Annotated in this window: 15 protein-coding genes; 10 read left to right on the top strand and 5 right to left on the bottom strand. The window is 62.4% G+C overall.

The window, feature by feature from the left end:
• Nucleotides 1–123 precede the first annotated feature (123 nt).
• Nucleotides 124–960 (bottom strand): hypothetical protein, encoded by an 837-nt coding sequence (locus A2G96_RS26975; protein ID WP_062803247.1) that lies wholly within the window; start codon nt 958–960, stop codon nt 124–126.
• Between the two features lie 277 nt (nt 961–1237).
• Here A2G96_RS26975 and A2G96_RS26980 point away from each other — a divergent pair, with 277 nt between their 5' ends.
• From A2G96_RS26980 to A2G96_RS27005, 6 genes are all read left to right on the top strand, one after another.
• Entirely contained in the window at nt 1238–2095 is an 858-nt protein-coding gene (locus A2G96_RS26980; protein ID WP_062803248.1) for a M15 family metallopeptidase, read from the top strand.
• Nucleotides 2096–2182: 87 nt separating this feature from the next.
• Nucleotides 2183–2452, top strand: coding sequence for a PAAR domain-containing protein (locus A2G96_RS26985; protein WP_062803249.1), 270 nt, complete (start codon nt 2183–2185; stop codon nt 2450–2452).
• Nucleotides 2453–2510: 58 nt separating this feature from the next.
• Nucleotides 2511–4004 carry a hypothetical protein gene (locus tag A2G96_RS26990; protein WP_062803250.1) on the top strand — a complete coding sequence of 498 codons (1494 nt, stop codon included), beginning with the start codon at nt 2511–2513 and terminating at the stop codon, nt 4002–4004.
• Between the two features lie 61 nt (nt 4005–4065).
• Nucleotides 4066–8067, top strand: coding sequence for a type VI secretion system membrane subunit TssM (tssM, locus tag A2G96_RS26995; protein WP_062803251.1), 4002 nt, complete (start codon nt 4066–4068; stop codon nt 8065–8067).
• The gene (tagF, locus tag A2G96_RS27000; RefSeq protein ID WP_062803252.1) at nt 8064–9053 is read left to right on the top strand and encodes a type VI secretion system-associated protein TagF; all 990 of its coding nucleotides are present in this window, start codon (nt 8064–8066) and stop codon (nt 9051–9053) included. Before tssM ends, tagF begins: the two co-directional genes overlap by 4 nt.
• A gap of 2 nt (nt 9054–9055) precedes the next feature.
• Nucleotides 9056–9928, top strand: coding sequence for an OmpA family protein (locus A2G96_RS27005; RefSeq protein ID WP_062803253.1), 873 nt, complete (start codon nt 9056–9058; stop codon nt 9926–9928).
• A gap of 55 nt (nt 9929–9983) precedes the next feature.
• On the opposite strand, the gene tssA is transcribed toward A2G96_RS27005, so the two are convergent.
• Nucleotides 9984–11075 (bottom strand): type VI secretion system protein TssA, encoded by a 1092-nt coding sequence (gene tssA / locus A2G96_RS27010; RefSeq protein WP_062803254.1) that lies wholly within the window; start codon nt 11073–11075, stop codon nt 9984–9986.
• A 577-nt stretch (nt 11076–11652) separates the two neighbouring features.
• Between tssA and A2G96_RS34050 the strand changes: the two genes are divergently transcribed.
• The 4 genes from A2G96_RS34050 to A2G96_RS32825 all read left to right on the top strand — a co-directional run bounded on the left by A2G96_RS34050 (nt 11653) and on the right by A2G96_RS32825 (nt 13378).
• Entirely contained in the window at nt 11653–11925 is a 273-nt protein-coding gene (locus A2G96_RS34050) for an SUMF1/EgtB/PvdO family nonheme iron enzyme (protein ID WP_082819107.1), read from the top strand.
• Entirely contained in the window at nt 11861–12136 is a 276-nt protein-coding gene (locus tag A2G96_RS34445; protein ID WP_197672308.1) for an SUMF1/EgtB/PvdO family nonheme iron enzyme, read from the top strand. The genes A2G96_RS34050 and A2G96_RS34445 overlap by 65 nt, the downstream gene beginning before the upstream one ends.
• Before the next feature lie 377 nt (nt 12137–12513).
• Nucleotides 12514–12864, top strand: coding sequence for an SUMF1/EgtB/PvdO family nonheme iron enzyme (locus A2G96_RS34450; RefSeq protein WP_417926446.1), 351 nt, complete (start codon nt 12514–12516; stop codon nt 12862–12864).
• Nucleotides 12803–13378 (top strand): formylglycine-generating enzyme family protein, encoded by a 576-nt coding sequence (locus tag A2G96_RS32825; protein ID WP_082819109.1) that lies wholly within the window; start codon nt 12803–12805, stop codon nt 13376–13378. Before A2G96_RS34450 ends, A2G96_RS32825 begins: the two co-directional genes overlap by 62 nt.
• Nucleotides 13379–13384: 6 nt before the next feature.
• On the opposite strand, the gene A2G96_RS33570 is transcribed toward A2G96_RS32825, so the two are convergent.
• The 3 genes from A2G96_RS33570 to A2G96_RS33575 form a co-directional block, all read right to left on the bottom strand.
• Nucleotides 13385–15613: a hypothetical protein gene (locus A2G96_RS33570; protein WP_150124261.1), complete on the bottom strand. Its 2229-nt coding sequence runs from the start codon at nt 15611–15613 to the stop codon at nt 13385–13387.
• A 12-nt stretch (nt 15614–15625) separates the two neighbouring features.
• On the bottom strand, nt 15626–18424 hold the full coding sequence (locus A2G96_RS27015) for a type VI secretion system Vgr family protein (RefSeq protein ID WP_231909665.1): 2799 nt from the start codon (nt 18422–18424) through the stop codon (nt 15626–15628).
• Between the two features lie 283 nt (nt 18425–18707).
• Entirely contained in the window at nt 18708–19778 is a 1071-nt protein-coding gene (locus A2G96_RS33575; RefSeq protein ID WP_150124262.1) for a DUF6708 domain-containing protein, read from the bottom strand.
• Between the last annotated feature and the right edge of the window lie 3 nt (nt 19779–19781).

Consider the following 19781-nt stretch of genomic DNA (forward strand, 5'->3'; position numbering starts at 1 on the left):
GCGTCAGGGGCCGACATGCCGCGGGTCTACCGTTGCCGGTGCCCGCCTTGATTGCAAGCACGGTGTGGCGCATGCCGGGCCGCCACACAGATTCTCTGTCATGCGATCGAACCGTCGCGGGGTTCAGTTGCGCGCCTTGGTGGTGGAGCGCGTGCTGGCTGTCGCCGTGCTGATCGGCTTGCCCTCGGGTTGGGACAGTAGCGCCGCCAGGACTTCGGCGTCTGGGTCAGCCGTTGTGGCGGAGGATTTGCGACGTGTTGTTTTCGACTTGGCCGAGGCGGTGGCCTTGGCGACGGTCTTCTTGCCCTTGCTGTTCGCGGCGGTACTGGCGGTGCGTTTTTCCACCGGCGGCGTCGTCTTCGACGTTGCTGTCTTTTTGGTATTTTTGCTGACTTCAGCGGTCTTGGGCATGGCCCCGGCCGCCTGGGTACCGAGGGACGTCAGCGCGGCCAGCGTGGTCGCGCCCGCGACGGCACCTGCGGCAACCGCTGTGCCTTCGACCTTGCCGAGCCGATCCAGCGCAGGGTCGCTGTTGTCGGCATCGACGATGGTTGCGGCCTGCGGCTGGGAATTCTCGGCAACCGATTGGGCAGATTCCGCTGGATCGGCGGCATTGACCGGCGCCGATGCGGGCGCATTGTCGGCCAGCGTCTGCCCGCCGGGCGCAGCTACGCCGGCGGCAGGCTGTGCGGGGACCGCCGGATTGCCCGCCTGAACCGATACGGGCGCATCGGCGCCCCGGTCCAGCCATAGCCAGCCGGCCACAGCCGTAGCGGCAACAGCGACCAGGCCCGCTCCCAGGTAGCGCCCAGCCGGCTTCCTGGCCGGAGCCTTGGCCGCCATCGGCACGCGGCCTTCCAGGCTGGCCAGGATGCGGGTCTGCCCGGCGGCGCCGGCGTCAGGCTCGCTGCCGAAGAGCGTTGGTGGCGCTGACGGCTTCACATCGTCGCTATTGCTCATCTGTCATCAAGAAATTTGAAATAAAATGCGCGGCGGACGCTACCGGCCGGATTTACAATTACCGGCCCGTTGTGTCATATATGGCAGATTCGATCATTTTGGCCTTAGACTCCCGGATTCTACGGCTGGCATCGTCGAAAGACAAACCCGATACGGGGGACATCCCCCCGGATTGAGATCAAACCGAATACAGATGTAAAAAATACTGAATATGCTCGACGCCCTTGCGGAGGCTTCGCCCCCCGGGGCGTAGCCCAGCCCGGTCAAGCAGGTAAGCATGGTCTTTGTCGCACTGGTCCTCTATTTCGTGTTGATGGTCGCCGCTGCTGCCGTGCTGCTTCTTCCCGCAGTACGGCAGCGCTGCTTTGCGATGGCGCGCTCGCAGTGGCGCCGCCTGAGCACCAGCGCGGCGTCAGCGGGCTCGCAATCGGCCAGTTCGATCCGCCACTCCGTGGGCAGCGCCACCACGACACTGGCTTCAGCCCGTGACTTCCTGGCCAAGCGCCGCGCACTGGTGCTGGCTGCCGCAGGGGTGGTGACTTTGCCGCCGGTGCTGGCGCTGGCGTTGCGTCACCGGCAGGTCTTCCAGTTCGAGGACGATGACGGTGTGCGCGAACCGGATCCGCAGATCGCCGCACTGCTCAATGGCGAGCGACTGGTGCCGCCGCCACCGCTGCCGCCAGAGGTGTTCACCACGCGCGAAGTGGAGCTGATCCGCCCGGCGATCCGCGAGGCCAGCCGGGATTGGGAGCAGCTGGATGCCGAATTCAGGCAGCGGCTGCTGCTGGTCTACAAGATCATGCACGACGAGCACGGCTATGAAATGGCGCTGCTGGAGGGCTACCGCAGCCCGGAACGGCAGGCCAGGCTGGCGGCGATGGGCAGCCACGTGACGCAGGCCGGCGCCTACCACAGCTACCACCAGTTCGGGCTGGCCGCGGACAGTGCCTTCTACCGCGACGGCAAGCTGGTGATCAGCGAGAAGGATCCGTGGGCCATGCGCGGCTACGAGCTGTATGGCCGCGCCGCGGAGTCAGCCGGCCTGGTCTGGGGCGGCCGCTGGAAGATGATGGATCTCGGGCACGTCGAGCTGCGCCGTCCGGGTGTGCTGGGCAAGCGGCCGGCACAGCAATAACGGCACGATCGTCCCGCATGGCGGGGCTGGCAGGAACATGGATACAGGACCGGCAGCGGTTGGCCGGCGCAATTTTGGGAGAGCGTAGTGGCACGTCCTTTCATTCTGCTGGGCGACAAGACCGACCACGGCGGCGTGGTGATCACCGCCTCGGGCAACACCAGCACCAACGGCAAGGGCATTGCGTGCGTGGGCGATCGTGTCACCTGCCCGCGCTCCGGGCATGGCGGTACCACCGTGATCGTCACCGGCGACCCCAACGTGATCATCGACGGCCGTGCCGCCGCGCGGCACGGCGACAAGACCGCTTGTGGCGCAACCTTGCTGTCCAGCCAGGGCGTGACCGGCAGCACATGAAGTCCCGGCATCGAACGGCCGTTTCAAACGCCATTTCGCCGCTTCTCGACACGAAACCATGTTTCCAAGACTGATCAAGTCCACGCTGATCCTGTTCGCGGTGTTCGCCGTGGTGTGGGTCGCGACCATTGCCTGGTGGCAGTCGATCAATCGCATGCCGACCACCACGGATATCGTCACGCACCTGGCGCTGATGCCGGCGGGCATGGTTGCTGCCTATCTGGTCATCAAGCGGGCCCTGGACGGGATCCGTACCAATGTCGCGGCCGCCAGCCAAAGACCCGCCACTGCGGCGCCCGGAGCAGCCGGCAATGCCGTGGAGGGGGTGCAGGCGGAGCCCAACGATCCCACCCGTACCTGGCGCGCGGCGCTGCTTGCCACCGCCTTGCGCACGCCCGCCGGCAACGCACCCGATGCGCTGGCGGAGGCCGCCAAGGCCGGCAACCGGCCCGGCCTGGTTGCGATGGATGGCTTGCCCGCGCCTGTCTTTGCTGCCCAGGTCGAGTCGCTCGATATCGAAAGCCTGCGCACGGAATTCACCGCGCGCACGCCTGATCTGGTCTGGGACGACGAGGCCCTGCGCGCGCTCGCGCTTGCGGCCGAGGTCACCGACGAGCTCGCCATGCAGGCCGCGGTCTACGCGCCAGCCGGCCACGACATGGCCTTGCCGGACAGCACCGCGCCGCTGGTGGCCACCCTGCTGCTGCCGCGTGGCTGGCCCGAACCGCGCCAGGCCGCGGCAGGCGACTGGTTGCGCGAGCGCTTGTCCCAGTACTGGCCAGCCGCGCGGCTCACGCTGGAAGCCACGGCCGCGCGCGGCGACGGCGATGCCCTGCTGCTGCTCGATCGCGCCACGCAGGCCGTGAACCGCCCGGTCGACGGCCAGTCCGCGCTGCGCATGCTGGTGGCCGCCGATTCGCTGATCGGCGCCAATGCCGTCGAGGCACTGGAACAGGAAGACCAGCTCTTCAGTGCGCGCTGCCCGCATGGCCGGACCCCGGGCGAGGCCGCCGCCGGCGTGCTGCTGGGCGCGCATCAGCCTGCCGCCGGCGCGGCCGGGACCGGCACGGACGAGGATGCCGACGCCCAAGCCGACAGCGCACCGATCCTCGTTACGCGCACGGCAATGGCCCGCCTGGAAGCGCCTACCGCAGACCGCGGCCAGCCCCGGCTCGAGGCACTGGCCCAGGCTGTCGCCCAGGCGCTCGACACCATTGCCGGCAAGGCCGAAGCCGCGCCCCAGGATGCAGCAGACACCGCGCCGCAGCCCGAAGAAGCCCCGGCGGCAGTGGCAACCATCGTCACAGACACCGGCGTCCACCCCGTGCGCACGGTCGAGATCGCCCAGGTCGTCAGCACCCGTTTCCCCACGCTGGACCCCGTTGCCGACCTGCTGGCGCTGGGCCTGCCGTGCGGCTACGCCGGCGCCGCCGGTGCGCTGCTGCCAGTGGTGGTGGCCCATCAGCTGGCGCTCGACGGCGGCCGGCCCGTGCTGGCACTGAGCGCCGGCGACGCGCAGCAGCGTGGCGCCGTTGCGATCCTGCCGGCGTGATCCATCACCTGACCCGCACCCCCGCCCCCAAATCCCGTATTGCTCCCGAGCCAAAGGCAACATGCATCGCATCCTTAACTTCCTGACCCACACACGCACGCTGTCGGTATTCGGCGTGGTCGTGCTGACCGTCTTCCTGTTGCTGATGGCGCAGACTTTAGAAATCGGACTGGCCTGGGTCGCCATCGTCCTGGGTGTGTTGTTGCTGGCGTGGCTGGCCACCTACCTGTGGAAACGCTGGCGCGCGCGCCGGGCCAGCGGCAAGCTCGAGGGCATCCTCGAGCAGCAGGCCGACAAGGCCGCCAAGGCCGCGCCGCCCGACAAGCGCGACGAGGTCGAGGCGCTGCGCACGCGCCTGGCCAGCGCCGTGAAGACCATCAAGACCTCGAAGCTGGGCCAGATGTCGGGGAGCGAGGCACTCTACGAACTGCCCTGGTACATCGTGATCGGCAACCCGGCGGCGGGCAAGAGCACGGCCGTGCTGAACTCCGGCTTGCAGTTTCCGTTCGCCGACAAGAACAGCGCCGTGATCCACGGCATTGGCGGCACGCGCAACTGCGACTGGTTCTTCACCACCGAAGGCATCCTGCTTGATACCGCGGGCCGCTATGCGGTGCATGAGGAAGACCGGCGCGAATGGCTGGGCTTCCTGGACCTGCTCAAGCGCTACCGGCCCAAGGCGCCGATCAACGGCATCGTGGTCACGGTCAGCATTCCGGAGCTGACGCAGAACCGGCCCGAGTTCGCCATCAACCTCGCCAAGAACCTGCGTCAGCGCGTGCAGGAACTGACCGAGCGGCTTGAAGTCTTCGCGCCGGTCTACGTGATGTTCACCAAGGCAGATCTGATCACCGGCTTTACCGAATTCTTCGGCGACAACGAGAAGCAGGAGCGCGACCGCGTGTGGGGCGCCACCCTGCCCTTCGCACCCGAAGAGCGCCGCGACGTCGCCTCCGTATTCGACCAGCGCTTCGACGAACTGTGCGACGGTCTGAAGGAGATCAGCGTGGCGCAGATCGCGCAGCACCGCAACGGCAAGCTGTCGCCGGGGCTGCTGAGCTTTCCGCTGGAGTTTGCCTCGGTCAAGCCCACGCTGCGCGCTTTCCTGGTCACGCTGTTCGACGAGAACCCGTTCCAGTACAAGCCCGTGTTCCGCGGCTTCTACTTCACCAGCGCGGTGCAGGAGGCCAGCACCACCAGCGTGTCGGCCGAGCGCATCGCGCGCCGTTTCGGACTGAAGCTGGAAGGCGTGGCGGGCAATCGCGAGGTCTTCTCGAAGAACGGCTTCTTCCTGCGCGACCTGTTCTCGAAGGTGATCTTCGCCGACCGCCGCACCGTGCGCCAGTTCGCCAGCCCCGCCAAGACGCGGCTGCGCTTCGCCACGTTCTTCGGGCTGGTGCTGGTGCTGGGCCTGCTGCTGGGCGGCTGGACCTGGTCGTTCCTCGGCAACCGGCAGCTGACCGCCAACGTGCAGGCGGACCTGGACAAGATCGTCAAGATGCAGCAGAACCGTGTCGACCTGCAGGCGCGGCTGGAAGCGCTGGACATCCTGCAGGACCGCATCGAGCAGCTGGAACGCTTCCGCGCCGACCATCCTCTGGCGCTGTCGCTGGGCCTGTACCAGGGCGACACGCTGCAGCACAAGCTGCTGGACGAGTACTACAACGGCCTGCGCCAGGTGATGCTGAAACCGGTCGGTGGCGCCATCGAGACCTTCCTGGCTGAAGTCAACGCCCATCCCGAGCAGCTTGCGCCGATGGTGCGTCCGCCGGAGACCGGCGCAGTGGCCGCAACGTCGCTGGCCTCGACAGCACCGGCTTCCGCGCCCGCTGCCACCGCCAGCACCGCTGCCACCACCGCCGCCACCAGCGCCCCGACAACCGCCGCCGCGCCCGCCGCTGGCAAGCGCTACACCGACGCCTCCCCCACCAACGTGGAAGACGCGTACAACGCGCTCAAGACCTACCTGATGCTGGCGGACAAGCGCCACGTCGAGGTCGCACACCTGACCGACCAGATGACCCGCTTCTGGCGCGGCTGGCTCGAAGACAACCGCGGCAACATGCCGCGCGAACAGCTGATCCGTTCGGCGGAGCGCAACCTGTCGTTCTTCCTGGCCCGCGTCAATGACGACAACTGGCCGCTGCTCGAAGGCAACCTGTCGCTGATCGACCAGTCCCGCGAGAACCTGCGCCGCGTGGTGCGCGGCATGCCCGCGCGCGAGCGCGCCTACGCCGAGATCAAGGCCCGCGCCTCCACTCGCTTTGCGCCGATGACCGTGGCCCGCATCGTGGGCGACACCGGCGCCTCCGTGGTCGCCGGCAGCTACGCCGTGCCCGGCACCTTCACGCGCGAGGCCTGGCTCGGCTACGTGCAGCCCGCCATCCGGGAGGCCGCCAGCAAGGAACTGCAAAGCAAGGACTGGGTGCTCAACGTCGCCGCGCGCGACGACCTGACCCTGGAAGGCAGTCCCGAGCAGATCCAGAAGACGCTGGTCACGATGTACAAGAACGAGTACGCACGGGAATGGCAGCGCTTCATGCAGGGGGTGACGATCCAGGACTTCGGCAGCTTCGAACAAGCCGTGGCCAGCATGAACCTGCTGGGCGATCCGGCCAACTCGCCGATCCGCAAGGTGCTGGACACCGCTTATGAGCAGACCTCGTGGGACAACCCGTCGCTGCTCAATGCCGGCCTGAAGCAGGCCAAGTCCGGCATGCTCGACTGGTTCAAGCGCCTGATCTCGCGTGGCACGCCCTCCCAGGTCAGCGTCAATGTCGATGTCAGCGGCGCCAATACCGCAGCGGGCACCATCCCGATGGGCCCGGTCGGCAAGGAGTTCTCCGGCCTGGCGCGCATCGTCGTCATGCATGACAACAACTCGATGCTGCGCGGCTATATGGAGTCGCTGTCGAAGGTGCGCACGCGCTTCAACCAGCTCAAGAACCAGGGCGATCCCGGCCCCGGCGCACGCCAGCTGATGCAGCAGACGCTGGACGGCAATGGCTCGGAGCTGGCCGATGCGCTGAAGTATGTCGACGAGCAGATGATGACCGGCCTCACCGACAGCCAGCGCCAGGCGCTGCGGCCTCTGCTGGTGCGCCCGCTGCTGCAGTCGTACGCCGTGGTGATCCGCCCGGCCAGCGTCGAGATCAACAAGGTCTGGAACGCACAGGTGTACCAGCCGTTCAGCCAGACCCTGGCGACCAAGTATCCGTTTGCATCGGATGCCAAGATCGAAGCCAGCGCGGCCGAGATCGGCCAGATCTTCGGGCCGGAGGGCGCCATCGCCAAGTTCACCACTGCCACCATCGGCCCGCTGTCGGTGCGCCGCGGCGACATGCTGGCCGCGCGCACCTGGGGCGACCTGGGCCTGACGCTGGCGCCGGAGTTCACCACCAACTTCACGCGCTGGGTGGCACCGCTGACCGGCGGAGCGGCCGGCGGCGGTGGTGGCGCCACGGCCGCAGCGGCCCAGCAGACCGTATTCCAGATCTTGCCGACGCCCGCGACCGGCACCACCGAGTACACCATCGAAATCGATGGCCAGCAGCTGCGCTATCGCAATACGCCGGCGCAGTGGGCCAACTTTGTCTGGCCCAACCCGCAGGGTTCGCCCGGCGCCAAGATCACGGCGACGACGTTCGACGGCCGCTCCGTCGAGCTGCTCAACGAGCCCGGCCGCTTCGGCCTGGAGCGCCTGATTGCCACGGCCGCGCGCAAGCGCCGCCCGGATGGCGCCTTCGATCTGACCTGGAGCCGCGACAACATTGCGGTCAGCGTGGCATTGCGCATCATCAGCAGCCCGCAGACCGCCGGCAACGCCAGCGCATCGGACTCGCCCCAGAGCCAGGGCCTGCGCGGCCTGCGCTTGCCGACCGCGATCGCCGACGCCAATGCGCCGCTCAATACCGCGACGCCGCCGGCCCCTTCGCCAGCCATTTCACCGTCGACTTCGCCCGCGGCGGCGCCGTCCGCCCCGCCTGCCCCGAACCCGCAGGCCAGCACGCCGGGCAGCGCGCAGGCCTCGGCCCAAGTCAACCAAGGAGGTACGGCGCAATGAGCCAGCCGACCCAACTGCAGCTGTCCTATTTCGGCAAGATCCCGTCGCGGGGCGACTTCGTCAAAAGTGCCAATAACACCCAGCTGCTCGATACGCTGGACCGCTGGCTTGCGCAAGGCATGGAACTGCTGGCCGAAGACCCGGCCTGGAAGGCTTGCTATGACGCGTGGAAGCCGATGCACTTCGCCTTCCTGGGCTCGCAAAGCAAGCTTGCCATCGCGGGTGCGCTGATGGCCAGCAGCGACCTGTCGTCGCGGCGCTTCCCGTTCCTGACGGCAGCGGCGATGGAGGTGGAGCGTCCCTTGCAATTCATCGCGCGCAGCCCGCTGGCGCTGGCCCGTCTGTGGACGCGCGCCGGGCAGCAGATGCATGCGCTCGCCCAGGCCTCCGATGCCACCGAAGGCCTGCAGCAGCTGGCCCAGTCCCAACTGGGCGTGGAAACCGGCGCCGGCGCGCAGACCCACGACGCCAGCTTTGCCGACTTCATCGACTTCCAGACCGTGGCCGGACTGGAACACATGCTGGCCGGCCAGGGCCAGCATGTGCGCTTGCGCCGCACGCTGCTGGCGCTCGGCATCCTGCTGCAGCCACTGATGTCATCCGGCTCCTCGCACCTGGAAAAAGGCCTGACCCTGCCGCTTCCAGCCGACCCGCTCTACCGCAGCCTGGTCGCGAGCTTCTGGCTGGAACTGGTGTCGCGCTTCCTGCACCGGGCCGATTTCGAACTGTCGATCTTCCTCGGGCAGATCGGCGGCAACGAGCGGCTGGTGATCGGCTTCAACGGCGCCTCGTCACGCACGCTGCACGGCGTGATCTCGCCGCTGGCGTATGCCGAGCAGAACATCAATATCGATGACCCGGAATGGGTCGAGCAACACGTCAACGGAGACTACGGCATGGCCAAGTTCGTCAGCTACATGGACCAGCCGCAGCTGTCGCTGCGCCTGGCGCTCGACACCTTCCGTGAAGTCTTTGCCGGGGAATGAGCATGGGTGTCAATGCAGTACGCAACCGCGTGGCCCACTTCAAGGCTGCCTCCGCCGCCGTTGGAACACGCACGCCTGCACTGGCCGCGGGCTTGCTGGCCGCGCTGGTCATGCTGCCCGGCCATGCCGCGCCCGGCGATACCGGTACCACCGCTACGCCTGCCGCGTCGGCGGCGGCACCTTCAGGCCGCGTCGTCGCAGGCGGCGCGGTCCCTGACGAAGCCACCAAGGCCAGCGTGCTGGCGCGCCTGCGCGAGCTGTATGGCAGCGCCAACGTGGTGGACCAGATCGAAGTCGGCAACGTGGTCTCGCCGCCGAACTGGTCGGCCAATGTGCAGAAGATTCTCTCGCCGCAAATCAAGCAGGTCAGCCGCGGCCAGCTCAGCATCAATGGCACGCAGGTGTCCGTGCACGGCGACGTACGCAACGAGGCCCAGCGCCAGCAGATCGCCAGCGACATGGCCACCGGCCTGGGCCAGAGCTATACGGTGAAGAACGGCCTGCGCGTGCCGGCCTCCGAACAGAACCTGCTGGACCAGACCCTGGCCAACCGGATCATCGAATTCGAAACAGGCGCCGCCACGCTGACGCCCAAGGGCCGCGCCATCCTCGATGAAATGGCCGCGGTGCTGCCGCGCCTGAGTGGGCGCAAGATCGAGATTGTCGGCCACACCGACAACTCCGGCAGCCGCGCGCTGAACCTGACGCTAAGCCAGGCTCGCGCCGAGACGGTGAAGAACTACCTGATCGGCAAAGGCGGCGAGCCCGGCATGCTGACGGCGGTGGGCGTGGGGCCGGACCAGCCCGTGGCACCGAATGACAAGGAGGAAGGAAGGGCGAAGAACCGGAGGATCGAGTTCCGGGCGGGGCAGTAATCCAGCATTGCTGCAACCCACGCCGGCGCATCGATACTGCCGGCGTGGCCTGGGATTATGCGTCGTTATCGGTGGAAGGATCCGCGCTAACGCCCAGCAATTCCTCGATCTGCGACAGCGTGGCATCGTCCTTGACCACCGTACGCAGCCACGCGTGCAGCGGCATGTCGCCCCACTTGGCAGCGCGCGCCGCGAGGTAAGCCACCGGGCTGTGCGGCTCCGTGCGTCGGAAAAAATCCGCGACCTCGCGCAATTGGGCCAGCGCCTGGGCACGCGTGCGAATCGGGCCGGAGTGCATGGCGTCTGCAGCGCCGGCTGGCGCGCTTGCATGCCCGGCCTGCGCCGGCGAGGACGATGCCTGGGTAACCTCCGCACCGGGTGCCCGTTCCGCCGGCTTGCCGACAAAACGCTCCACCAGCATACGCACTGCCTCCAGCGCCTCTCGCGCCTGCCGGAAGCTGGGCGCATGCTCGCCGGCCCGCTCGTCCAGAACATCGCCGAGGTGCTTCAGCGCTGCTTCGCAGGACACCAGGTCCGCATGCAGTGCCGTATAGAATGCCGCAGGCGTCTTCTTACGCGCTGCCTCGAATTGCTCCTGGCTGGTCTTGCCCTGAGCCAGTTCGTCCGCCTGCTCCGGATCGCGCCGAATCGCTTCCGCGAGGTGCGTCGCCACCTCCCAGTCGACGTAGGTATATCCACCCGCCGATTCATCGACCAGTGGAATCTCGCGGATCAACTGGCTCGACCGCCCCGCCAGCCACGTCACGCTGCCGGTACGGTAATCGACATCGTCGGCTTCCATTACCGGATGCAGGTGATCCCAGTATTGGGCACAAAGCTCGGCCGTCAGCTGGTAGCCGTCGCGCAGCCCGGCAAAACCCCGCTCCTTGGAAAGGGCCTCGGTCAACCACACCGCCAGGCGAAGGTCCTTGGTCCGATCCTGCAGCAGCGAGGTGGCGATGCCGATCACCTCGCGCCAGTCTGCCTCCTTGATATCCGTAACCCAATCGCCCTGGTCCAACGACGGATCATCAGCGCGGCGCGCCTCCTGGATGCGGTCGAATTCAGCGGAAAACAGCAGGTCTTCGCCGCAGGGCTGGTCGCCGGGAAGCGGGGCAAGCAAGCGGTCGAACTGGAGGGATGCCATGGTGGTCAGTCAGCCTTGGGAACAAGAGGTAAGTGTAGCGTTGGAGGTGTGGTAAGGCCATGGGCGTGGTGCCCAGAGCAAGCATTTTGCGGCGCCAACGGTGGACACGGTAGGCTCGGTGGGCCGTCTTCCATGTAACGGCGCACCATCTCCCAATGTTCAAGTACTGCCCTGCGGCGGCTGCTGCCATCCATGCCAACGGCAAAGGTATCGCGCACAATCCGCTCGTCAACCAAGACATTGCAGCGGGGCGTGGCAGATGGCCTAGCGCTTGCTCTGGGCACTGCAACAGCCCCATCCGACGAACGGGATGGCACAATGCATTCGGTCATATTTGTTACTCTTGTCAATGTGACTAGTGACCTCAGGCGGTCCCCCGCATAATTCAACCTACCGACAGCCATTGGGATGAGATGATATGCAACACGCTCGCCGTTCTATCACCTACGCCTTGATAGCCACTGCTCTCGCATTCTTTGCATCCTCATCATGGGCACTCCAACTCGATGAGGATGTATAAGCACTCCTCAACAAGAGCAAGGCAAATCTTGTTTTTGTTGAAGGCGGGACATTCAAGATGGGCGATTTTGGATCAATTTCGACCGAGGATGGACTCCCGTTTACCACCCAAGATGAGTCTAAACCGCTTCATGATGTGGAACTAGACAATTTCTCCATTGGGAAATATAAAGTTACTTACGAGGATTTTGATGTATATTCTAAGGCCACCCACACGCAACAAATTGGCCAATTGGAAGCTAACAAGGCCTGCCGTACGGTTGCCAATGTTCCAGCCGGTGTCAACTGGACAGAAGCCAAGGACTTATTGCCTGTGGCTCGCAAAAATTAGCGATGCGCAATCAAATTTACCAACCGAGGCACAATGGGAATATGCAGCAAGAAGCGGTGGGAAATTTCATCCGTGGGCGACATTAACCATGTATCGACAAAAAGCCCGAGCGATTAAATCCCAGGTTTATCTTGGAAAAACGCCGATTTCGGATCGCCAGCCGGAATCGGGATTCCGGTGCGCCGTAAATTCCCCGTTACCAATCGACTAAAATAGACGTGACAGTGAACCGTAGGCTTAGCCTTTGCCGCTGAACTTCGGCTGGAGTGTAGGACGTAATTCGCTCAGTAGGACCTGAGTTAAGTGAAGCAGATGCCGCACTCTTCGCCCCGCGCATTGCTCTGGCGTCATGCTGACTCAGTAGCAAGGAACGAAGTCCTTGCGCATGATTCGACGGATTGTCGATAGGTCGCATGTATGCCAACTTCATGCTCCCTACGCACGTGAAACGGTTAACATTACCATTTTACTTCAATACTTGTGCATTTTCTTGCATAATATCCGCTCTAGACCAAACCAGAGAAAGCGATGCAGATAACATCACAGCCGATTCCGAAGTCTTCTGCTCTGCTGATTGCCTTGCTCTCTATGTTGCCGACTCAATCTTCGTTGGCACATGACGGTAACGTAGCAGTGCAAGCGCTGATTAAGAAGACCAAATCAAACCTGGTCTTTGTCAAGGGCGGCACGTTTAAGATGGGAGACTTCGGATCTATCAGCACTCCGGACAAACTTCCATATACGAGCCAAGACGAATCGAAACCGCTGCATGACGTGGAATTAGAGAGCTTTTCTATTGGAAAGTATAAGGTGACATATGAGGATTTCGACGTTTACTCCTCAGCCACAGGCACGCCACGGATCGCAGAATTAAAACGTGACGAGACCATATCGAACAGTTCCCAATGTCCCTGCAGGCGTAAACTGGCACGAAGCTAAAAATTTCTGCCTGTGGCTCAGGAACGTCACCAAACTTCCCTTCGACCTTCCCTCTGAAGCGCAGTGGGAGTATGCGGCCCGCAGCCGTGGTAAATATCATGCGTGGGCCACCGATAACGGCAAATACGACGACGGTCGAAATGTGGCAAGCTATGAACAGCGCCGAGACATGATGCCGGGCGTATCTTCCCCCAGAGCGTATCCGGTCGGTAAGTTCCCCCCCAATCCTCTTGGCATCTATGACATGTCAAGTAACGGTAGAGATTGGGTGAATGACTGGTTTTCGCCGACTTATTACGAGCATTCACCGCGCCACAATCCGCCGGGGCCATCTAGGGGTACAGAAAAGGTCGTGCGCGGGTTGGAAGGGGATTATGCGACGGCGGTTACCATGTATCGACAGAAGGCCCCTCCTAGCAAAGAAACGAGATTCATTGATAATATCCCGACAACTGATCGACACCCCGACATTGGTTTTCGATGCGTAGTAAATTCTACAACCCCCGTCAACTGACGGCTCTTATGCCGATGCCGTGTTTGGCATCGGCATCATACCAATATCGGCCAGAAGAGGATGATCCGTACCCATACTGCATTGAGCAAGATATACAGGAGCATTATTCGAACACATTGGATAACCTCTAGTCGGTTCCAATTTTAACGAAGCCTGAAGCCGATAGTAAAAATCATCGATCTCTTCGTCATCACCCGCATTGCCGATAAGAGCCATATCCAAAAACCTTTCGAGATGTGCCCGGTTATTAGGCAGGCTGCCCTTACTACCATCCGGCGTCATGTGTTGCACTATGTTATCGAAATCTCTACGAGTCTGCGCTTCGCGCAATATTTTTTTTACTGCATCTTTACGGCGACCATAATATCGCCCTCGATGGTTACGCGCATCTAAACCATCTATACGCCAATCGTGACGCGTAAGCTGATATAGCATCGCTCCTTTTGCCTCGGGCACAGTATTCCGCAATGCGGCGGATGAACTAACAAGGATACGCTCCATCAACTTTACTCGCCGATCTTCTTTCTCCAACATGTCAAGCAAATCATCAAAATTATCGCGAATCTTCGACTCAGCCCATCCGACGACCTCGCGTGCTTCCCGAATCGTACCTTCTACTAACATCACATGGAGGCGAACAATTAACTCAAACGCTTCCTTTGCAACGAACTTCAGTTGCGTATAATCCGCATGGTAAAGTTGGTAGGCAAACCACTTGAAGAACTGCGCGATTTGGCCAACATCCACTTCGAGTTCTAACTTGCCCTTGGCGCCCGCACCCAGGCAAACGCTTGCCATGGCCCGGAAACGAAACTTTCCTGCCGCATATGTAAGCTCTAGCATGCATCCGGCACCTGCACCGAGCATGCCGGTGACTGCCGGACCGACTTTCGCAAAGTCCTGATACCCTCCAGCCAGGTCTTCAGGGTTTAGCCACTGAACACTTCCAAGTAACTTGAGCTCGGCCTTCACACCAGCAAACGCCTCCAACTCGCCACTCACGGCCGGGTCGATGGGTCGCTGGTTGATTTTTAGTTCTCGTTGTCTAGCACCTGCCCCATTGACGGCCGCACCATAGAGGCCGAGCTCCTTGCGTTTCTCGTCCTTATAGTTAATAGCGACGCCTAGTTCCGCGACCACACTCGCACCGGCCATGCCGGATAGTCCGAGTTCAGCCGCGAAGCGAATCGCCGTCGACTTGTCTGACTGCTTATCTGTCAGTTGCCAGATCCAGCCAACTTTGTCCGGAAAATAGAACTTGGCAGAGGCTTTGGCTTCCGCCACCGCAAACTCTGCCCTGGCTCCCGCCTTCAAGGCACATTCGCCTTTCTTGGGATCCCACTCAGCAGCGAGACCGACGCCGGCAAAATAGCGCATCAACTGGGCCTGAGCGGTAAGATCGACATTATTTTTGAGCGCAGCGTCCGGATTGGAATTGGCGCGATCATATTGAAGGCTCTTATTCCAACTTTCCGCCCAGGGAAAAAGTATTCCTTGCACTGCATGGGAATCAATTTTAATCAGATCGGTCTTGAACTTTTTCTCAAGCTCGGTGAGACCTTTCTTTAGTTCCTTTGTATCGATCTTGGTAGTCCCGTTGGCACGCGAAAGAAACGCTTTGTCGCCAGATTTTTTCTCTTTAGCGGTTCCTTTCAACTGCTCCCAGCCGGTCGGGACATATTTGTCCCAAGCGCTCTTGATTCGGTCTGACCGTACATATCGCGCCGTATACTTACGGAAGCTCCGTTTTTCCCGCCCCGCCTTGTCCTTGTATATTGGGATTAGCTCAACGATGGATTTATGCCCTCCGTCCAGCTTGTCAAGCGGCTCGAGTGTCCCCCGCAACTTCTCTTGCGCTGCCTTAGCTTCCTGATATGCCTTCATCAGGGATTGCTCTGCCGTGCTGCGTTCTGCTGGACTTGATAATGGCGATGTCTGTAACTTGTGCAAGCGCTCTGCCAGCTTATCGACCTTTTCATTCGCAGCGTGGAAGGCCTCAATAACCCGGTCGAGCAATGCGCAAGCATTTTCAAACGCAGTCACGTCTGCGGCGGGCACGCAGATAAACTCTCCTGTTTCAGGTCTGAAGACCAGAAGAGGCTCAGGCCGAACCTTGGTGACCACCTCGCTCTTCGGCTTAGGATTAGTCCGCGCCGTCTCTCGCGGAGCCTCTCTGTCTGGGGCGGATCCGGCGGACGTGTCATTGTCAGGAGTCGATGTCTTGTCGTCGTACATGGCAATATCCGCTCAGTAGAACACCTTGATTTCTTCGGGTCTTTCCGTATAAACACGCATCGTTCGACCGTGCTCATCGGTAATTCCTTGGGCCAGTAGCGTGCCCTTTGCATCTTCGATTCGATAATGACGGAATGCGACCGGCTCATTGCTGATTTCATCACGTAGAACAAACTGCTCGTGATACGCGGGCTTGGCCTTAGGTAATGTGTTTTCCGTTTCGGAACCCGCAGGCCCAGTGAAAAGATGCTGCGCCACTTTAAAAGTCGTCATACCCGGAGCATGTACCTCAATTTGGCTACCGACGACGCGAATTTGGGCCCCAGCAGCATTCAACAGCACGTGTTTTCGTGCCTCGACATTGACTATGCCCTGCACAGACGAAAGAGAAACGACCTTGTCGGCTGCTATGCTGACCCTGCCTTCAAACGACATCACACCCACCTTCCCGCTCGCCGCATGCATGGCAATCCCCGCCCCAGCCTCACCCCCAGCCTTGCCATGCGTAAACAAGCTAAGCCCATCAGCCACCGCCACCGACAGATTCCCACCCGCCGCCACATTGGCATCCTTCTGCGCCGCCACCGTCAACTGCGTCCCCGCGACCAGCACCGCATCGGCGGGCGTGGTTGCGGCGATGCCCTTGGGTGCTGACACCTGCAGGTGGGGCTCGTTATAGGCAGTAGCGCTGGCCTTGCCATCGGCTCCTGTTTCCGTATGGCGCAGCACTTCGGTGGTGTGCTTCAACTGGGCGATGGCCGGGAGTTCGGCTGGAGCCGGCTCGTCCGGCAAGTCTGCCTTCTGCTTGCGCGCGACATCGGCCAGCGAAGTCAGCAGTTCAGTGCTGGCCTCCACCTGCGTTGCAGCGCCCTCGCTGTCGAGCAAGGGCACGCTTGTGCCGGCGCCGTGCGCGGTCAGCAGCATGCCAGCGCCGCCCCGCAAGGCGCCGCTGTCTGCCGTTTCCAGCGCGGCGCCGTGGCCCAGGGCTGACTGGCGGGCGTTGTCGCGTTGCTCAAGGTGGTGGCCCAGCGTCAGCGCCGAGGCCGCTTGCGTGGTGGATAGCAGGGTGCGGCTTTGTCCCGAGGTATCGTCGAAGACAAGCTGGTTGTAACCGCCGGTACCGTCCTGGCTGTGGCCGAGGGCCTGGGTCTTGATGCCGGACAGCACCGCATTGTGGGCGTGGCCTTGCTGGCCGTCGGGCTTGCCGTTGCCATCCTGTTTGCCATCGGCAGCCTCGTTGCCGCCGGCGAACCACGCCGGTGCGTTGCCGGTGGCGTTTGCAGCGCCGGTCTGGTTCTGGTTGTACTGGGCGCTGGCCTGGCCGCGGCCGTTATAGGCGGCGCCGATCACAACCGGGCGGTCGATGTCGCCGTGCTGGAATTCCACCACCACTTCCTGGCCGACGCGCGGCAGTGCCACGCCGCCCCAGTTTGCGCCGGCAACCGGGGTCGCTACGCGCACCCAGGTGCCCAAACCGGCTTCGGCGCGGGCGTTGTCGTCGCCCGCAGGATGAGACAACCGGCTGGCCGAGCGGGCCCCGCGCTGCCAGTGAAACTGGACTTTTACCCGATGGTCGCGGTCGGTATGCACGGGGCTGTCCGTGCCGATGACGATGGCGGTCTGTGCGCCGGTGACGGTGGGTCGCGGGTGTAGTTGCCGGCCTTGTCCGTCAAGCTGCTGCGGGCGGTATGGAATCTTTGCCGGCACAACCGTAAATTGATTGCGGTAGAACGGCACGTCTGCGGTGGCCGATGTATCTTCGACTCGCGCCTCAGTCGGCTGACCTGTCCCGAGCAATTGATCGATGACGGCCCGGAAGCGCTCGTTCAGGTTATTGCGGGCGGCATGCGCCACCGCCAGGACGACAAAGCGGCGTTCGTCGTCTCCTTGCACTCGCTCGTAGTCATAATGGCCGGTCAGCATGAAGCGGCTGGCGGGCGCCAGCGTCCGTACGCTGCCCTCGCCAGCGAACGACAGGCGTCGGACTTCCAGCGCCTCCACCAGTTGCCGGGCATGGCGCTGCGCCTGGTCGCCGTCCTCGAACCAGTATTGGCCGGGATAGTCGGTATCCTGCAGGGCCGGGGCGGTTGAATTGCCTTCGGCCGGCGCACCGGCCTCGGCGCTGCGCACCGCCTTGGCGCGATAGTCCCAGCTGGCCACGGCCACGGCATTGGTCTGCAGCCTGCGCGCGCCTTGCCAGCGGTCGATCACGTCTTCGGCAGCGGTGGCATCGGCGCGGCCGAAGCGGATGCTGGCCTGCTCGTTGTCCTGGAAGACATCGTTGGCATCGGCGATCACCATGCGGTGCGTGCCGAGTGCCTCGCCGTCGGCAGCTTCATGTTCGAAGTAGTAGAACAAGCCTTCTTCGGCCAGCAGGCGCGTCACGAAATCGAAGTCGCTTTCTTCGTACTGCGTGACGATGCTTCGGCGCGGATAGGCCGAGGCGTCGCGCAGCGCCCAGCGCCACGCCGGCACCAGCTTGCCCTGGCCGTTGTAGTCGCCGAACACGCTGTCCACCACGTCGACCACCGACATGTCCTGGAACAGGAAGCTGTCGCGGCGGTGGCGCAGGAAGGCCAGCCAGGGCTCCACCACGATCCGGTAGCGCGCCAGCCCGCCGTTGGCGCCCACCCGCTCAAAGCGCGTGACGTGGCCATGGAAGGGGCGCAGCGTGGTGCGGCTGCGCTGGGTCAGCAGGTCGATGCGCACGGCCTGGCCAAGCAGGCTTTGCGCCTCGATGCCGGCGTTATCCGACACCGCCGTCAGGTCGATGCGGAACCCGCCGATTCGCGCTGCGGCACTGCCAGTCAAACAGCCACCGACTCTCCTTGACCTTTCCTACCGGTTTCGCGAGCAACCCTCCATCGTAACGGCTCGTCGGCTCGATCAGATCATGTCTTCGCTTGCCGCAGTCGCTGTGGCAATAGATTGGTGCCTAGCGCGTGCCCACTCGTATTCGCGACCGAACATGAAGCTCCTTGCCTGTTTCTACCTCTCCGTGGCAATTTGGATCGAGCAACATGCGAAGCGGTCGTCAAATCGGCCAACGCCAAACCGCCAGCGTCAACGGTAAGCTTCCCAGCGTGGATAAACTTTAAGCAGCTGTCCCATCCGGACCGAGACGGTTTCTCCGCTCGGCATCGTACTCCAGGGCCATCCTCAGCGCACGTTCGCGGTAGGCAAGCAGCTCATTCTCGCCTGCAGGCCCCCTCGTCTTAAGGTCCCCCGCATAGCGGGGCTCATATTGGACAAAAGGATCATCCGGATCGATGATGCAGGCCGCCTCCACCTCTGCCGGCCAGACAGGGCGTTTGCATGTCTTCATGGCCAGATAGCGGAACAGCGCCCAAGGTAGCGTAATGAACAGCATCAGGATTCGCCAGATACCGGAAAACTGGCCGCTCACTTGTGTTATCACTGCATTCCGAAAAGTCGGTTCTGTGTTGACCGTCATTGCCAGTGGTGGAAACGGTAGCGATTGCGGTCCATCCTCCATATACCTCCGAACCATTTCCCAATGTTCCAGGACTGCACCGCGACTGTTACTGCCGTCCATCCCAACCGCGAATGTATCGCGGACTATTCTTTGATCGTCGAGGATGTGACAACGCAAATCGAACGTGAAATAAGTCTGCCCGCCCATAGCTGGCCCGGAACGTCCGATGAAGAAATAGGCGTCGTCCCAAGGCACCGTCAGAACACCTCCCGGACCATTGTGCCGAAAAACGTAGACTACTCTATTTTTCCGATTGAAACGAATCGGGTAGTGCGTATAGCGGAAAAAATCCTTCAACCAGATGACCTTTACGACGAATATTGCGCCCAGGATGCATATTATGGTAACGATCCAACTAAATGTAACCATTGCATCGGTGGGGTCCGATCCATCATCACGTGGTGAATATATAGTAAACCCAAACAATCCAGCAAAAAACAAGGCCAAAAAAAAGAATGGAGCGCCGCCCATTGCAGCCCACCCGCGGCGCAAAAAAAACCTATCCCTGTATTCACAAAAAGTCGAATTCAAGCGAAGGAGCCCATGATCATTTGGAGGTAATTCCGCGGCGGGAGCTTTAGGATCCAAATGTTCCTCCTCCTCATACTGATACAGCGACCTATCTAATTTGTACCGTGTAATCCAGCCTGCATACTCACCGTCTCTCATTTA

This window comes from Cupriavidus nantongensis (assembly GCF_001598055.1).
GTDB lineage: Bacteria > Pseudomonadota > Gammaproteobacteria > Burkholderiales > Burkholderiaceae > Cupriavidus > Cupriavidus nantongensis.

What these genes read in the sequence shown, in the direction of transcription:
- A2G96_RS26975 (WP_062803247.1), bottom strand. Translation starts at nt 960, where the DNA reads ATGAGCAATAGCGACGATGTGAAGCCGTCAGCGCCACCAACGCTCTTC.
- A2G96_RS26980 (WP_062803248.1), top strand. Translation starts at nt 1,238, where the DNA reads ATGGTCTTTGTCGCACTGGTCCTCTATTTCGTGTTGATGGTCGCCGCT.
- A2G96_RS26990 (WP_062803250.1), top strand. Translation starts at nt 2,511, where the DNA reads ATGTTTCCAAGACTGATCAAGTCCACGCTGATCCTGTTCGCGGTGTTC.
- tssM (WP_062803251.1), top strand. Translation starts at nt 4,066, where the DNA reads ATGCATCGCATCCTTAACTTCCTGACCCACACACGCACGCTGTCGGTA.
- tagF (WP_062803252.1), top strand. Translation starts at nt 8,064, where the DNA reads ATGAGCCAGCCGACCCAACTGCAGCTGTCCTATTTCGGCAAGATCCCG.
- A2G96_RS27005 (WP_062803253.1), top strand. Translation starts at nt 9,056, where the DNA reads ATGGGTGTCAATGCAGTACGCAACCGCGTGGCCCACTTCAAGGCTGCC.
- tssA (WP_062803254.1), bottom strand. Translation starts at nt 11,075, where the DNA reads ATGGCATCCCTCCAGTTCGACCGCTTGCTTGCCCCGCTTCCCGGCGAC.
- A2G96_RS34050 (WP_082819107.1), top strand. Translation starts at nt 11,653, where the DNA reads ATGGGCGATTTTGGATCAATTTCGACCGAGGATGGACTCCCGTTTACC.
- A2G96_RS34445 (WP_197672308.1), top strand. Translation starts at nt 11,861, where the DNA reads ATGTTCCAGCCGGTGTCAACTGGACAGAAGCCAAGGACTTATTGCCTG.
- A2G96_RS34450 (WP_417926446.1), top strand. Translation starts at nt 12,514, where the DNA reads ATGTTGCCGACTCAATCTTCGTTGGCACATGACGGTAACGTAGCAGTG.
- A2G96_RS33570 (WP_150124261.1), bottom strand. Translation starts at nt 15,613, where the DNA reads ATGTACGACGACAAGACATCGACTCCTGACAATGACACGTCCGCCGGA.
- A2G96_RS33575 (WP_150124262.1), bottom strand. Translation starts at nt 19,778, where the DNA reads ATGAGAGACGGTGAGTATGCAGGCTGGATTACACGGTACAAATTAGAT.